The sequence below is a fragment of the Streptomyces xylophagus genome, assembly GCF_000716435.1.
GTDB lineage: Bacteria > Actinomycetota > Actinomycetes > Streptomycetales > Streptomycetaceae > Streptomyces > Streptomyces xylophagus.
In genome coordinates, this window is the sequence record NZ_JNWO01000015.1 from 53,887 (window position 1) to 69,500 (window position 15,614).

Annotated in this window: 10 protein-coding genes; 9 read left to right on the forward strand and 1 reads right to left on the reverse strand. The window is 70.7% G+C overall.

What is annotated here, in order from left to right; all coding sequences use genetic code 11:
• The first annotated feature begins 38 nt into the window (after nt 1-38).
• The 5 genes from OO70_RS29860 (at nt 39) to hflX (ending at nt 7,177) form a co-directional block, all read left to right on the forward strand.
• Nucleotides 39-539 carry a hypothetical protein gene (locus OO70_RS29860; protein ID WP_043677902.1) on the forward strand — a complete coding sequence of 167 codons (501 nt, stop codon included), beginning with the start codon at nt 39-41 and terminating at the stop codon, nt 537-539.
• A gap of 58 nt (nt 540-597) precedes the next feature.
• Nucleotides 598-1,467, forward strand: coding sequence for a diaminopimelate epimerase (dapF, locus tag OO70_RS29865; RefSeq protein ID WP_043677904.1), 870 nt, complete (start codon nt 598-600; stop codon nt 1,465-1,467).
• A 284-nt stretch (nt 1,468-1,751) separates the two neighbouring features.
• On the forward strand, nt 1,752-3,896 hold the full coding sequence (locus OO70_RS29870; RefSeq protein WP_043677907.1) for a RelA/SpoT family protein: 2,145 nt from the start codon (nt 1,752-1,754) through the stop codon (nt 3,894-3,896).
• A 134-nt stretch (nt 3,897-4,030) separates the two neighbouring features.
• The gene (locus OO70_RS29875; protein ID WP_199827434.1) at nt 4,031-5,560 is read left to right on the forward strand and encodes a M1 family metallopeptidase; all 1,530 of its coding nucleotides are present in this window, start codon (nt 4,031-4,033) and stop codon (nt 5,558-5,560) included.
• Nucleotides 5,561-5,683: 123 nt separating this feature from the next.
• Nucleotides 5,684-7,177: a GTPase HflX gene (gene hflX, locus OO70_RS29880; protein WP_043677909.1), complete on the forward strand. Its 1,494-nt coding sequence runs from the start codon at nt 5,684-5,686 to the stop codon at nt 7,175-7,177.
• 63 nt (nt 7,178-7,240) lie between these two features.
• Here the strand turns inward: hflX and OO70_RS29885 are convergent, their stop codons facing one another.
• Nucleotides 7,241-8,470, reverse strand: a complete 1,230-nt coding sequence (locus tag OO70_RS29885; protein WP_043677911.1) for a trypsin-like serine peptidase — start codon at nt 8,468-8,470, stop codon at nt 7,241-7,243.
• A gap of 233 nt (nt 8,471-8,703) precedes the next feature.
• On the opposite strand from OO70_RS29885, the gene OO70_RS29890 reads away from it, so the two are divergent.
• The 4 genes from OO70_RS29890 (at nt 8,704) to OO70_RS29905 (ending at nt 15,572) form a co-directional block, all read left to right on the forward strand.
• Entirely contained in the window at nt 8,704-10,383 is a 1,680-nt protein-coding gene (locus OO70_RS29890; protein ID WP_407702839.1) for an aminotransferase class III-fold pyridoxal phosphate-dependent enzyme, read from the forward strand.
• Between the two features lie 112 nt (nt 10,384-10,495).
• Complete coding sequence (locus OO70_RS29895) at nt 10,496-12,622, forward strand: IucA/IucC family protein (protein WP_043677915.1); 2,127 nt, start codon at nt 10,496-10,498, stop codon at nt 12,620-12,622.
• Nucleotides 12,623-12,639: 17 nt separating this feature from the next.
• Nucleotides 12,640-13,401, forward strand: coding sequence for a GNAT family N-acetyltransferase (locus tag OO70_RS29900; protein ID WP_051741731.1), 762 nt, complete (start codon nt 12,640-12,642; stop codon nt 13,399-13,401).
• A gap of 182 nt (nt 13,402-13,583) precedes the next feature.
• Nucleotides 13,584-15,572, forward strand: a complete 1,989-nt coding sequence (locus OO70_RS29905) for an ATP-dependent DNA helicase (RefSeq protein WP_043677919.1) — start codon at nt 13,584-13,586, stop codon at nt 15,570-15,572.
• Nucleotides 15,573-15,614: the final 42 nt, after the last annotated feature.

The following is a 15,614-nucleotide window of genomic DNA, read 5'->3' on the forward strand; positions in this document are numbered from 1 at the left end:
TCGACCAAGTGGAGTCCGAGTTGGGAGGGCGCGTGGCGATGGAGGCCGGCCCTCGCGACACCGCAGAAGGCACCGAGCAGGTCACCACGGACCGTGGTGAACCGGAAGAGGGCGACGGCCTACTGAGCCCGGACGGCCCGGACGAGATCCAGGGCGGCGTGACCGCCGACGGTCCCGGGCCCGACGAGATGTTCGCCGGACCCGAGGTCGAGGTCGAGCTGCGCCCGCAGCGCCGTCTGCGCATCTGGCAACTCGCGCCCATCGTGGCCCTGGCCGCTGTCGGCTCCCTGATGTTCGCCTTTCCGCTCGCCTTCGACTTCGGCGACAGCGGGGCCGTGGTTGCCATGCTCGGCCTGCTCATCTGCTGCTGCGCGGCCGGCTGGGGCACGACGGCCGCCCGCCGCGTCGGCTACACCTGGCCGGGCTTCCCGCAGCGCGGCTCCGGTGGCCGCCCGGACTGGCGGGTCGTCATCGCGTACTCCCTGGTGGTGGGCGTGGTCGCGGTCCTCGCCGTGTATCGCGTGGCCAGGCTCCGCTAGCCGTCTAAGTGGTCACCTTGATCGTCGGCATGTCATAGCCACCCCGTACGATCGAGGAATGAGCACGCGGATCGCCTTCCTCAAGGGGCACGGCACCGAGAACGACTTCGTGATCGTCCCGGACCCCGAGAACGTCATCGACCTGTCCCCGGCCGCCGTGGCCGCCCTGTGCGATCGCCGCGCCGGCATCGGCGGCGACGGGCTGCTGCACGTCGTGCGGTCCGCCGCGCACCCCGAGGCGCGGGACATGGCGGCCGAGGCGGAGTGGTTCATGGACTACCGCAACGGCGACGGCTCGGTCTCCGAGATGTGCGGCAACGGAGTGCGTGTGTTCGCGCGCTATCTCCAGCGCGCCGGACATGTGGCCGAAGGGGACATCGCGGTCGCCACGCGCGGGGGAGTCAAGACCGTCCACATCGCCAAGGACGGCGACATCACCGTCGGCATGGGCAAGGCGCGCCTCCCCGAAGGGGACGTCACGGTGAGCGTCGGCGAGCGCAGCTGGCCCGCGCGGAACGTGAACATGGGCAATCCGCACGCGGTCGCCTTCGTCGACGACCTCGCGCACGCCGGCGACCTGTACGCCCCGCCGCCCTTCAGCCCGGCCACCGCCTACCCGGACGGTGTGAACGTGGAGTTCGTGGTCGACCGCGGCCCCGGGCACGTCGCGCTGCGCGTGCACGAGCGCGGTGCCGGGGAGACCCGCTCGTGCGGCACGGGCGCGTGCGCGGTCGCCGTGGCCGCCGCCCGCCGGGACGGCGCCGACCCGGCCGTCACCGGAACGCAGGCGACGTACACCGTCGACGTGCTCGGCGGAACGCTGATGATCACCGAGCGGCCCGATGGCGAGATCGAGATGACCGGCCCCGCGGTGATCGTCGCCGAGGGCGAGATCGATGCCGAGTGGCTGGAAAACGCCATCCGCTGAACGGGTGAATCGCAGTTCTGGCTGCTCCGGACGCCCTGAATCCGAAGTCTCCGGCGTCCGGCGCGGCTCGAAACCATGGCCGACCTCCCGTGGTGTGGCGCAAAACCGTAAACCTCCCGACCTTCGCTCGAATGGGTGATCCGTTTCACGCTCGGCGAGAGGCGGTCAGTCGCACGTGGTGGGCTCGGTAGCATCAAGCACCGGCCCGGACGGGGGATCGAAGATTCCCTGAGCCGAGTACGCCATGGGGCACCCGTCCGCCGGTCAAGCAGCCGGAGGTGCCCATGAGTGCGGAGGCCACGAACCCTGCGAGCCCAGGCCCTGTGATCAACACAGTGCCCCGCAGGAAGGCCCGCCCCCGGATCGACCTGCGCCGACTCGGCCGGGCCGCCCTGCTCGGTCCCACCGCGCGCGACCGGCTGCCCGACGCCATCGGCCATGTCGCCGAGGCGCACCGCGCCCACTATCCGGACGCCGACCTCGAACCGCTGCGCCGCGCCTGGGTGCTGGCCGAGTCCTCGCACCGCGGCCAGATGCGCAAGAGCGGCGAGCCGTACATCACGCACCCCCTCGCGGTGACCCTGATCCTCGCCGAACTCGGCGCCGAGACAACGACGTTGACGGCCTCTCTGCTCCACGACACGGTCGAGGACACGGAAGTGACGCTCGATCAGGTCGGCGAGGAGTTCGGCGCCGAGGTGCGCTATCTCGTCGACGGGGTAACGAAGTTGGAGAAGGTCGACTACGGGGCGGCGGCCGAGCCGGAGACCTTCCGCAAGATGCTCGTCGCCACCGGCAGCGACGTCCGCGTGATGTCGATCAAACTCGCCGACCGCCTGCACAACATGCGCACCCTGGGCGTGATGCGCCCCGAGAAGCAGGCCCGCATCGCCAAGGTCACCCGCGACGTCCTCATCCCGCTCGCCGAACGGCTCGGCGTCCAGGCGCTCAAGACCGAACTGGAAGACCTGGTCTTCGCGATCCTCCACCCCGAGGAGTACGACCACACCCGCGAGTTGATCGTCGACAACTCCTCCCGCGCGGACGACCCGCTCGCCGAGGTCACCGACGAGGTACGCACCGTCCTGCGCGACGCCGACATCCAGGCCGAAGTCCTCATCCGGCCACGGCACTTCGTCTCCGTGCACCGCGTCGCCCGCAAGCGCGGCAGGCTGCGCGGCGCCGACTTCGGCCGCCTCCTGGTGCTCGTGAACGAGGACGCGGACTGCTACGGCGTCCTCGGCGAACTGCACACCTGCCTCAAGCCCGTGGTCTCGGAGTTCAAGGACTTCATCGCCGTACCGAAGTTCAACCTGTACCAGTCGCTGCACACCGCCGTCGCCCACACGGACGGCCAGGTCGTCGAAGTCCTCATCCGCACGCACCAGATGCACAAGGTCGCCGAGGCCGGCGTGATCGCGCTCGGCAATCCCTACGCTCCTCCTTCGGAGGAGCAACAGGCCGCGAACGACGGTGAGCGCGCCGACCCCACCAGGCCCGGCTGGCTCTCCCGTCTCCTCGACTGGCAGGAGGGCGCCCCCGACCCCGACACCTTCTGGTCGACGCTCCGCGAGGACCTCGCCCAGGACCGCGAGATCACCGTGTTCCGGCCCGACGGCGGCACCCTGGGCCTGCCCGACGGCGCGACCTGTGTGGACGCCGCGTACGCGCAGTACGGCGAGGACGCCCACGCCTGCATCGGCGCGCGCGTCAACGGCCGCCTGGCGACCCTCAGCACGGTCCTGAAGGACGGCGACACCGTCCAGCTCCTCATGGGCCAGGACCCGGCCTCCGAGCCCTCCAGGGAGTGGCTGGAGCACGCGCACACCCCCGCCGCCCGGATCGCCATCCAGCGCTGGATCGCTGCGCACCCGGGACGCGCCGACGAAGCGGGCGCCGAGGCGGACGAGGCGGCGCAGGGCGCCCGGTCGGCGCCCCCCACCTCCGAAGACACCCCGGACACTCCCACCGAACGCCCCGCCACCCCGGTCGTGGACCAGCCCGGCGCGACCGTACGGCTCGCAGGCTGCTGTACGCCCGTACCGCCCGACGAGGTCACCGGATTCTCGGTGCGCGGCGGAGTCGTGACCGTCCACCGCGTGGAGTGCGCCGCGGTGGCGCAGATGAAGGGCGTGGGGCGCGCGGAGGTCGGTGTGCGCTGGGGCGACACCACCGAGTGCCGGGTCACGCTGGTAGCCGAATCGTTCGGCCGCCCGCATCTCCTCGCCGACCTCACCGAGGCGATCGCCCTGGAGGGCGCGGAGATCGTCTCGGCGACCGTCGAACCCCCGACCCAGCAGCGCGTCCGCCACACCTACACGCTCCAACTCCCGGACGCAGCCCACCTCCTGGCCCTCATGCGGGCGATGCGCAATGTCCCGGGCGTCTACGACGTGAGCCGCGCGCAGCACCACACGACGGCGTTCTGAGACACGCGCCGACCACGCCCCGGCCCGCGCGCCCCGGCGCGCACAGAGCCCCGTAGACCTGCGGAAGACCCCGTTCGAGTGGGCCGGGCGCGAGTCGTCGCCGTGCGGCACGCGCGCGCTGGTAGCGGTGGGGCATGCTGCTCACCCCTCGCACCGGCACGACCGGCATCGGCATCCCCCGCATCGGCTCCGGCGATCCGGCCTCCCGGCCGCGCACCGGGAACTCCCGACGGCTGAAGGCGGCCCTGCTCGCCTCCGCCGTGTCCGTCTGCCTCGTCGCCGCGAGCGCCCCGCCCACGCCCCTGGGAGTCGGTGACCGGCTCTTCCCGACCCTGGGCAACCCGGGCTACGACGTGGCGTCGTACGACCTCTCCTTCACCTATCCCGGCACCAACAGCAAGCCGCTCCAGGCCGTCACCACCATCGACGCGTGGACGACCGAGGCGCTGGACCGGATCAACCTCGACTTCGCGCACGGCACCGTGGACTCGGTCGAGGTCGACGGGCGCCCCGCCGCCTTCGAGAGTGCCGGCGAGGACCTGGTGGTGACGCCCGAGGAGCCGCTGGCTGAGGGGAGTTGGACGCGGATCACCGTGCGGCACACCAGTGACCCCGTGTCGGTCAAGGGCCAGGACGGCGGCTGGGTGCAGACCAAGGACGGGCTCGCCATGGCCAACCAGGCCGACGCCGCGCACCTGGTGTTCCCGTGCAACGACCATCCCTCCGACAAGGCGATGTTCACCATCAGGGTCACCGCGCCCAACGCCTATACGGCCGTGGCGAATGGCCTGCCGGCCGGCGTCGACAGGGTCGGCCAGAACACCACCTGGACGTACCGCACCCAGCACCCCATGGCCACCGAACTCGCCCAGGTGTCCATCGGGCGCTCCGCCGTACTGCACCGCACCGGACCGCACGACCTGCCGATGCGCGACGTCGTGCCCGCCAAGGACGCCAAGCAACTCGAACCGTGGCTGGCGAAGACCCCCGACCAGATCGCCTGGATGGAGAGCAAGGTCGGCCGGTACCCCTTCGAGACGTACGGGCTGCTCATGGCCGACGCGTCCACCGGCTTCGAGCTCGAGACCCAGACGATCTCTCTCTTCGAGAGAGATCTCTTCACCGAGCCCGCCTACCCCAAGTGGTACGTCGAGTCGATCATGGTGCACGAGCTGTCCCACCAGTGGTTCGGCGACAGCGTCAGCCCCCGCACCTGGTCCGACCTGTGGCTCAACGAAGGACACGCCACCTGGTACGAGGAGCTGTACGCCGAGGAGAAGGCCCACAGGCCCATGGAGACGCGCATGAAGGCGGCCTACGGCGCCTCCGACCGCTGGCGCGCCGCCGGCGGACCGCCCGCGCTCCCCAAGGCCCCCGCGCCCGGCCAGAAGATCAGCATCTTCCGCCCGAACGTCTACGACGGCGCCGCACTCGCCCTCTACGCCCTGCGCCAGGAGATCGGCCGCCCCGCCTTCGAACGCCTGGAGCGCACCTGGGTGAACGTGCACAGGGACAGCACCGCCACGACGGCCGACTTCGAGGAACTCGCCTCCGCGATCTCCGGCCGCGACCTGAGCGGCTTCTTCAAGGCGTGGCTCTACGGCGAGAAGACCCCGCCGATGCCCGGTCACCCGGACTGGAAGTCCGAGGCACCCGTGAAATAAGGCCGTGACGGGGCGATCCGTGCCGTGCGACCATCGTCGGGTCGGCGGCGCGGTTCACCGGGAATCTCCCGGGGCACTCGCACGTTATGACCTTTGAAGGACTCCCATCGACGTAAGGACCCAATGACCTCCTCTTCTTCCCCTTCCCAGGACACTGAGCGCCTCGCGCACGCCTACCCCGAAGGTCTTCGGGCCGATGCCCTGATGGAAGAGGACGTCGCCTGGAGCCACGAGATCGACGGAGACCGGGACGGCGACCAGTTCGACCGCTCCGAGCGCGCGGCCCTGCGCCGTGTGGCAGGCCTCTCCACCGAGCTCGAGGACGTCACCGAGGTCGAGTATCGACAGCTCCGCCTGGAGCGCGTCGTACTCGTCGGCGTCTGGACCACGGGTACGGCCCAGGACGCGGACAACTCGCTCGCCGAGCTGGCAGCCCTCGCGGAGACCGCTGGCGCGCTCGTGCTCGACGGTGTCGTCCAGCGCCGTGACAAGCCGGACGCGGCCACGTACATCGGTTCGGGCAAGGCCAACGAACTGCGGGACATCGTCCTGGAGACCGGCGCCGACACCGTCATCTGCGACGGTGAGCTGAGCCCCGGCCAGCTGATCCACCTCGAAGACGTCGTCAAGGTCAAGGTCATCGACCGTACGGCCCTGATCCTCGACATCTTCGCCCAGCACGCCAAGTCCCGAGAGGGCAAGGCGCAGGTCGCGCTCGCGCAGATGCAGTACATGCTGCCGAGGCTCCGCGGCTGGGGTCAGTCGCTGTCCCGTCAGATGGGCGGCGGCTCGGGCGGCGGCCTCGCCACCCGTGGTCCCGGTGAGACCAAGATCGAGACCGACCGGCGTCGTATCCGCGAGAAGATGGCGAAGATGCGCCGGGAGATCGCGGACATGAAGACCGGCCGCGACATCAAGCGCCAGGAGCGCCGTCGCCACAAGGTGCCCTCGGTCGCGATCGCCGGTTACACCAACGCCGGCAAGTCGTCCCTGCTCAACCGCCTCACGGGCGCGGGCGTGCTCGTCGAGAACGCGCTGTTCGCGACCCTCGACCCGACCGTGCGCCGGGCCGAGACACCGGGCGGACGGCTCTACACACTGGTCGACACCGTCGGATTCGTCCGGCACCTGCCGCACCACCTGGTCGAGGCCTTCCGTTCCACGATGGAGGAGGTCGGCGACGCCGACCTGATCCTGCACGTGGTGGACGGTTCGCACCCGGTCCCGGAGGAGCAGCTGGCCGCCGTACGCGAGGTGATCCGGGATGTCGGCGCCACGAAGGTGCCCGAGATCGTGATCATCAACAAGGCGGACGCGGCGGACCCGTTGACGCTCCAGCGGCTGATGCGGAACGAGAAGCGGTCCATCGCGGTCTCGGCCCGCACCGGCCAGGGCATCGACGAACTGCTCGCGCTCATCGACAGCGAACTGCCGCGCCCCTCGGTCGAGATCGAGGCGCTCGTGCCGTACACGCACGGCAGGCTGGTCGCCCGCGCCCACTCCGAGGGCGAGGTGATCTCCGAGGAACACACGTCGGAGGGCACCCAGCTCAAGGTGCGGGTGCACGAGGAACTGGCGGCGGAACTCGCGCCGTACGTCCCGGCACCGCTGGCCTGACGGCCGTAGCACAGCACGTCCTGAGGCTCGCCCCGGATCACCTGGGGCGAGCCTCGGTCGTGTCTACTGCCCTGCGAACTTCTTGCTGACCGAGTCGTACACGCCCTTGGCCACATCGCCCAGCCGCGGACCCGCCAGCCAGCCCGAAGTCACGGGGCCGATCGAGGTGTTGGACACCAGCGCCGGCTTGCCGTCGGAGCCCGTCTCCACCCAGCCGCCGCCGGACGAACCGCCGGTCATGGTGCAGCCGATGCGGTACATCGTCGGGTCCGAGGCGTTGATCGACAGCCGCCCCGGCTTGTCGGTGCACTGGTACAGCGTCGAACCGTCGTACGGTTTCGCCGCCGGGTAGCCGGTCGCCGTGATGCTCGAGACCTTCGGCACGGCAGGTGCGTTGAAGTTCACCGGCAGGGCCGAACCGACCGTCTCCTCAAGGGACTTGCCCCCGTTGCCCTTCTCGGGCGTCACATGGATCACGGCGTAGTCGTACGACGAACCCTGCCCGCCCGTCTCGCCGCCCTGGTCGATCCACTGCTGCGAGGTCCGCGCCCAGTCGCCCCACCAGACACCGTACGGAGCGACCTGGTCCCGGGTGGCGGTCTCCAACTGCGCTGTCGACATACCCGCGTTGTTGTACGACGGCACGAACGCGATGTTGCGGTACCAGCCGCCGTTCCTGCCCGCGTGCACGCAATGGCCCGCCGTCCACACCAAGTTGGACTTGCCCGGGTGCGCCGGGTCCTCGACGACCGTCGCCGAGCAGACCATCGTGCCCTCGGGGGCGTCGAAGAACACCTTGCCGGCCGTCGCCGCGTTGGCGTGGTACGTAGGCGACACGGCCTTTGCGTCCACCGCCGCGGGCGTCGGGTCGGTCACGCCCTGGTCACCGGAGATGTCGTTGGTGTCGACGCCCTTGTCCGGGTCGTTGGCGTCCCGCATCCGGCCGGAACTCCACAGCCCCTTGATGATCGGGTTGATGTAGTCGTCGGCCTCGCGCAGCCAGTCGTCCTTGCTCCAGTTCTTCCAGGCGCCGTTCTTCCACTTGTCGAGGTCGATCCCGTGCTCTTTGAGCTTGTCCTTGATGTCGTCCGGGATCTTGATCTTGCCGTCGCCCGTGTCGCTGCTGGTCGCGGACGCGGTGGACCGGCCGTCCGCTTTGGTGTCTCCGGAACCGCAGGCGGTCGTGGTGAGCGCGAGCGCCGAGGCGAGGGCAACGGCGGCCAGCACGGGGGAGGTTCCGCGACGCGCGCCCCTCCCACGACGGGCGGTGAAGGACGGCCGTATCGATCGCATGGTCTTTGACTCCCCCTGGGTGAACGGATGGTGCGCCACGGCTGTGATCTCAGCCGGAACTCATGGTGGGTTCACGCTGAACTCACGGCCTTCGGGAACGGCATCACACACTATGCGCTCGCTGTGGGGGTCTTCCCACGGAACGGCAACGGTTCCGTCACGGCAAGGATCTTGAAGCAACCCGTAACCCCGTAGGCGGTACGGGGGTTGGCAGCGACGGGGGCCTGCTGTCGATGCGCGGTCCCCCGCGCCCGTGGCGACGCGAGACCTCAACTCGCCTTTGGACAGCGGGAGGGACGGGAGCGGCCGTGGCCGAGTCTGTGTACGGGGGATACGGGCCTGCTGGGGGCGTGGCGGGCGGGCACGGCGGGGTGTCCACGACGGCGCGTGGAGCGCCGGAGGGGGTCTTGGGGCGTCAGTCGGCGCGCGGGGCGCACGAGGGGATCCTGCGGCGTCAGGCGGCGCGCGAGTCGGCGGCACGCACCTATGCGCGCGCCCTTCCCGTCGTGCCGGTGCGGGCGCGCGGCCTGACCATCGAGGGCGCGGACGGCCGCCGTTACCTGGACTGCCTCTCGGGGGACGGCACTCTCGCCCTCGGGCACAACCACCCCGTGGTCCTGGAGGCGATCCGCGGCGTCCTCGACTCGGGCGCCCCACTGCAGGCCCTCGACCTCGCCACTCCCGTCAAGGACGCCTTCGTCACCGAGTTGTTCCGTACGCTGCCGCCCGGACTCGCCGACCACGCGCGCGTGCGGTTCTGTGGCCCGGCCGGCACCGACGCGGTCGAGGCCGCGTTCGAGCTCGTCCGTGCCGCGACCGGGCGCACCGGAATCCTCGCCTTCACCGGCGCCCACCACGGCATGGCCACCGGCGCACCCGAAGCGCCCGACGACGCCTCTGACGTCCGCGTCGGCCGCCTTCCCTCCCCGCAGGACTACCGCTGCCCGTTCGGCATCGGCAGCGCGTACGGCGCCGAACTCGCCGCCCGCTGGACCGAGTCCGTCCTCGACGACCCCGGGTCCGGTGTGCCGAGCCCCGCCGGAATGATCGTCGAACCTGTCCAGGAAGAGGGCGGAGTGATCCCCGCACCCGACGAGTGGATGCGGCGCATCCGCCGGATCACCGCCGCCCGCTCCATCCCGCTGATCGCCGACGAGATCCAGACGGGCGTCGGCCGAACCGGCGCGTTCTGGGCGGTCGAGCACAGTGGGGTCACCCCCGACGTGATGATCCTCTCCAAGGCCATCGGCGGCAGCCTGCCCCTGGCCGTCATCGTCCACCGCGACGACCTCGACCTCCGCCAACCCGGCGCCCACGCGGACGCGTTCCGCGGCAACCAGCTAGCCATGGCGGCCGGTACGGCGACCCTCGCGTACGTCCGCGAGAACGGGCTCGCCGGACGCGCGGGCGAACTCGGCGCACGGATGCTTGTCCAACTCCGGGGACTGGCAGGCGAGTTCGCGTGTGTCGGTGACGTGCGGGGGCGGGGGTTGATGATCGGGGTCGAGTTCGTGGACAGGGATTCCGCAAGGGAGGCGGAAGGTGCCTTTGCCGGTGAGGGGACAGGCGGGGTTGCCCTTGAGGACGAGAGGGCGGCCGGGGGCGCCGGGGGCGGAAGGCCAGGGTCGGACACGGCCTCGCCGCAGCGGCTCGCGCACGGCCCCCGCCCCGCCGCCGGTTCCGCGCACGGCTCCCGTCCGGCCGCCGCTCCCGAACTCGCCGCCGCGGTCCAACAGGAGTGCCTGCGCCGCGGCCTCATCGTCGAACTCGGGGGCCGCAACGCAAGTGTCGTACGACTCCTCCCGCCTCTCACGATCACCGACGAGCAGGCGACGGCGGTACTCAACCGCCTGTCCGACGCGGTGGAGGCCGTGGCCCGGGGTCGGACCGACGGCGGACATCAACTCGGCTGACCCGTAACACCAGTTGCAAGGCATCCAAGCTCAACGCCCGCCAGAGCATGCGGAGTCGGCGCGGCACGACTCACGATTCCCACTCCGAACCACCCCCCCCCGAGGAACAGCCTTGAACCCCACGCCCACCCCTGACGGTCACTCCCACGAGCCGAGTCCTCGACACACGCAGATCCTGGCGGCGGCGTCGACCGAGTCCGTTCCCCGGCAGCAGCCCCGCAGCCCGGAAACAGGGCAGCCGCGCGGCACAACCACCGACCTCCTGGAGCACCCGGACCCTCACATCGCCGCCCAGGCCGCAGCCGTCGAGAACCTCCTGCGCTGCTGGGTACGCGAAACGAACCTCCCCGCTCCCGCCGACGGCACCCTCCGCATCCCCCTCCCGGCCAGCGGCACGGCCCTGCTCGCGCAGGTCCACTACTGGTCTCCGACGGGCTGGCACCGTTTCGGCCCTCCCCGCCTCTCCGACGCTCCCCATGGCGCGCCACCGGCCGACGCGGTCACGGTCGCGGCGTTGCTCGCGAGGGAGACGGTGGGGCGCGGTGGGGGGTCCGTACCGGGTGCGGATACGGCGACCGGAGTGGGCGCCGGAGTGGCAGCCGGGGCCGCAACTTCAGGCGCAACGGCACCCGAAACCGGAATGGCGGCCGAGATCCCATCGGCCCCGGAAACCTCAACGGCCCCGGAAACCTCAACGGCCCCGGAAACCCCAACAGCACCAGAAACCGTGACCGACCTGGTGGCCCGTGTAGCCGACTCCCTCCGCCGTACCGTCACCTTCCTCACCGACCGCCGAGCGCACCCGGCCGACGGTCCCGATCTCTTCCTCTCCGCGGAACAGGCACTGCTCCTCGGACACCCGCTGCACCCGACCCCGAAGAGCCGCGAGGGCCTCTCCGAGGCCGAAGCCCGCCTGTACTCACCGGAGTTGCGCGGCTCCTTCCCTCTCCACTGGCTGGCTGTCGCCCCTTCCGTACTCGCCACCGACTCGGCATGGACCGAACGCGGCCGCCCGGTCCCCGCCGCCGACCTCACGGCCCGGCTCGCCGGAGCCGAACTGCCCCTGCCCGAGGGGCATTCCGCCCTTCCCCTGCACCCCTGGCAGTGGCGCGAGATCCAGCACCGCGCCGACATCGCCGCCCTGCTCGCCGCCGGACTGATCCAGGACCTCGGCCCGCACGGCAGCCCATGGCAGCCCACCTCCTCCGTACGAACCGTCCACCGGTCAGGCGCCCCCGCCATGCTCAAGTTGTCCCTGGGCCTGCGCATCACCAACTCCCTTAGAGAGAACCTCCGTAAGGAACTCCATCGCGGCGTCGAGGTGCACCGCCTGCTGCGCAGCGGCCTGTTCAAGGAGTGGCAGGCCGCCCACCCGGGCTTCGACATCGTCCGCGACCCGGCGTGGCTGGCAGTTGACGCGCCGGGCGAGAGCAACGCCGCCCGTGTGCCCTTGGCCGGCATCGACGTGGTGATCCGGCACAACCCGTTCAGCGCGTCCGACGACGTGTCGTGCATCGCCGGGCTCGTCTCACCACGGCCGTACGCCGGACGGAACGCCACCGGCGGCGGACCGGCGGCGACCTCGCACACCGGCCACTCCCCATCCGGCGTACCGCCGCTGCGGTCCCGTCTGGCCGAAGTCGTCACGGGCCTCGCCGGGCGGACCGGGCGGTCGCGCGGAGCGGTCGCCGCCGAGTGGTTCCTGCGCTACCTGGAGCAGGTCGTCCGTCCCGTGCTGTGGCTGGACAGTGAGGCGGGGATCGCCCTGGAGGCACACCAACAGAACACGCTGGTCTTGTTGGACACCGAAGGCTGGCCCTCCGGTGGCCGGTACCGCGACAACCAGGGCTACTACTTCCGCGCCTCCCGTCGCGCGGAACTCGACGCCCGACTGCCCGGCATCGGCGAACACAGCGACACCTTCGTCTCCGACGAGGTCACCGACGAACGCTTCGCGTACTACCTCGCGATCAACAACGTGCTCGGTCTCATCGGAGCGTTCGGTTCGCAACGCCTCGCCGACGAGCGGCTGTTGCTCTCCGCCTTCCGCCGTTTCCTCCGCGACGTGGCCTCCGGCCCCGCCCGGCTGCGCACCTCCCTGCCGGCCCGCCTGCTCGACTCACCCGTCCTGCGCTGCAAGGCCAACCTGCTGACCCGGCTGCACGGCCTCGACGAACTCGTCGGCCCGGTCGACACCCAGTCCGTCTACGTCACCATCGCCAACCCCCTTCATTCCTGACCGTCAGGAGCGTCACCGTGCCTCTCACCAGTGCGAGTGCAGGTCACAGTCCAGGTACGGACAGCGAGGACACCCTCGTCCTTCGTCTGCCCGAGGAGTTCATCGCGCTCTGCGCCGAGGCGGACGCAGCCGACGCTGCCGTAGCCGACGAAGTGGCCCATCAGGCGGACCACGAGGCGGACCACGAGACACGCATCCCGGCCGGCGACGATCTCCTCGACCGTGTCGCCGACTGGGGGCCGATCCGCACCCCCGCAGGCGCCTTCCACCTCGTCCCCGTCCGGTTCGAGCGCGACCTCCCGCTGATCAACCGCTGGATGAACGACCCCGTAGTCGCGGAGTTCTGGGAACTGGCCGGTCCGCAGACGCTGACCGAGGACCACCTGCGCGCCCAACTCGCCGGTGACGGCCGCAGCGTTCCCTGTCTCGGCGTGCTGGACGGCACCCCGATGAGCTACTGGGAGATCTACCGGGCGGACCTCGACCCGCTGGCCCGTCACTACCCCGCCCGACCGCACGACACCGGCATCCACCTGCTCATCGGTAACGTCGCCGACCGGGGACGAGGGCTGGGCAGCACCCTCCTCCGGGCCGTCGCCGACCTCGTACTCGAGAAGCGCTCCGCCTGCGCTCGCGTCGTCGCGGAACCCGACCTTCGCAACACCCCCTCCGTAGCCGCCTTCCTGAGCGCCGGTTTCCGGTTCTCCGCCGAGGTCGACCTGCCCGCCAAGCGGGCCGCGCTCATGGTCCGCGACCGTTCGCAGCGCGATGTGCGGTAGCGCCACGTGGCAGCGCCGTCACATTTGGTGCACCGGTCGGACTTATCCGGTCCCGCCCGGACCGACTCGATCACCAGCCGAACCCAAATCGCCCCTGTCCGAAAGTCCACCGGTCTTGATCCAACCCCTTCCCTCGCCTTGATCGCCCGGTTGTCAGTCCCGCCCCGTAGGGTGGTCGGGCTATGACGAAGCCCTCACTCCCCGAACTCCTGCATGCTGCCGTCACTGCCGTCGGCGGTTCGGAGCGCCCCGGCCAGGTGACCATGGCCGAAGCCGTCGCGGAGGCGATCGACGACGGTTCCCATCTGCTGGTCCAGGCCGGCACCGGCACCGGAAAGTCGCTCGGCTACCTCGTGCCCGCGCTCGCGCACGGAGAGCGGGTCGTCGTCGCGACCGCCACGCTCGCCCTCCAGCGCCAGCTGGCGGAGCGGGATCTGCCGCGCACGGTCGACGCACTGCATCCCCTGCTGCGCCGCCGCCCCCAGTTCGCGATGCTCAAGGGCAGGTCGAACTACCTGTGCCTGCACCGACTCCACGAGGGCATGCCGCAGGACGAGGAGGAGGGCCTCTTCGACCAGTTCGAGGCGGCGGCGCCCACCAGCAAGCTGGGCCAGGACCTGCTGCGGCTGCGCGACTGGACGGAGGAGACCGAGACCGGCGACCGCGACGACCTCACGCCCGGAGTCTCCGACCGCGCCTGGGCACAGGTCTCGGTGTCCTCCCGTGAGTGCCTGGGCGCCCAGAAGTGCGCCTACGGAGCGGAGTGTTTCGCCGAGGCGGCCCGCGAGCGCGCCAAGCTCGCCGAGGTCGTCGTCACCAACCACGCGCTGCTCGCGATCGACGCCATCGAGGGCGCCCCCGTCCTCCCGCCGCACGAGGTGCTGATCGTCGACGAGGCCCATGAACTGGTCTCACGGGTCACCGGAGTTGCCACCGGCGAGCTCACCCCGGGCCAGGTCAACCGCGCGGTGCGCCGTGCCGCGAAGCTGGTGAACGAGAAGGCCGCCGACCAGCTCCAGACCGCAGCCGAGGGCTTCGAACGGCTGATGGAACTCGCTCTGCCGGGCCGCCTGGAGGAGATCCCGGAGGACCTCGGTTACGCCCTCATGGCGCTGCGCGACGCCTGCCGTACGGTGATCTCCGCGATCGGCGCCACCCGCGACAAGTCCGTGCAGGACGAGGACGCGGTCCGCAAGCAGGCGCTGGCCTCCGTGGAGGCCGTGCACGACGTGTCGGAGCGCATCACCAACGGCTCCGAGTGGGACGTCGTCTGGTACGAACGCCACGACCGCTTCGGTGCCTCCCTGCGCGTCGCCCCCATGTCCGTGTCGGGCCTGCTGAGGGAGAAGCTCTTCGCGGACCGCTCGGTGACCCTGACCTCCGCGACGCTGAAGCTCGGCGGCGACTTCAACGGCGTAGGAGCATCCCTCGGCCTCGCCCCCGAGGGCACGGCGGGCGACGACCTGCCGCAGTGGAAGGGCGTCGATGTCGGCTCGCCCTTCGACTACCCGAAGCAGGGCATCCTGTACGTCGCCAAGCATCTCTCGCGCCCCGCGCGGGACGGCGATCGTGCCGACATGCTGGACGAGTTGACCGAGTTGATCCAGGCGGCGGGCGGTCGCACTCTGGGCCTCTTCTCCTCGATGCGGGGTGCCCAACTCGCCGCCGAGGAACTGCGTTCCCGCATCCCCGAGTACCCGATCCTGCTCCAGGGCGAGGAGACGCTCGGCGAGCTGATCAAGAACTTCGCGGGCGACCCGAAGACCTGCCTCTTCGGCACGCTGTCGCTCTGGCAGGGCGTCGATGTGCCCGGGCCCAGCTGCCAGTTGGTCGTCATGGACAAGATCCCGTTCCCGCGTCCGGACGACCCGCTGATGAGCGCCCGCCAGAAGGCGGTCGAGGACGCCGGGGGCAACGGCTTCATGGCGGTGGCCGCCACCCACGCGGCACTTCTCATGGCCCAGGGCGCCGGCCGTCTCGTGCGGGCATCGGGGGACCGGGGTGTCGTCGCCGTACTGGACCAGCGCCTCGCCACCGCCCGCTACGGCAGCTATCTCAAGGCGTCACTGCCCGACTTCTGGTACACCACGGACCGCAACCAGGTCCGGAGGTCGCTGTCCGCGATCGACGCGAAGGCGAAGCAGGAGGAAGCCGAAGCCGAATCGGAGTGAGCGGGGGCGGGTCGGTCCGGAGCGTCGGGCCGACCCCGTATC

Coding starts and splice junctions, on each gene's coding strand:
- dapF (WP_043677904.1), top strand. CDS start 598: ATGAGCACGCGGATCGCCTTCCTCAAGGGGCACGGCACCGAGAACGAC.
- OO70_RS29875 (WP_199827434.1), top strand. CDS start 4,031: ATGCTGCTCACCCCTCGCACCGGCACGACCGGCATCGGCATCCCCCGC.
- OO70_RS29890 (WP_407702839.1), top strand. CDS start 8,704: ATGCGCGGTCCCCCGCGCCCGTGGCGACGCGAGACCTCAACTCGCCTT.
- OO70_RS29885 (WP_043677911.1), bottom strand. CDS start 8,470: ATGCGATCGATACGGCCGTCCTTCACCGCCCGTCGTGGGAGGGGCGCG.
- OO70_RS29870 (WP_043677907.1), top strand. CDS start 1,752: ATGAGTGCGGAGGCCACGAACCCTGCGAGCCCAGGCCCTGTGATCAAC.
- hflX (WP_043677909.1), top strand. CDS start 5,684: ATGACCTCCTCTTCTTCCCCTTCCCAGGACACTGAGCGCCTCGCGCAC.
- OO70_RS29860 (WP_043677902.1), top strand. CDS start 39: ATGGAGGCCGGCCCTCGCGACACCGCAGAAGGCACCGAGCAGGTCACC.
- OO70_RS29905 (WP_043677919.1), top strand. CDS start 13,584: ATGACGAAGCCCTCACTCCCCGAACTCCTGCATGCTGCCGTCACTGCC.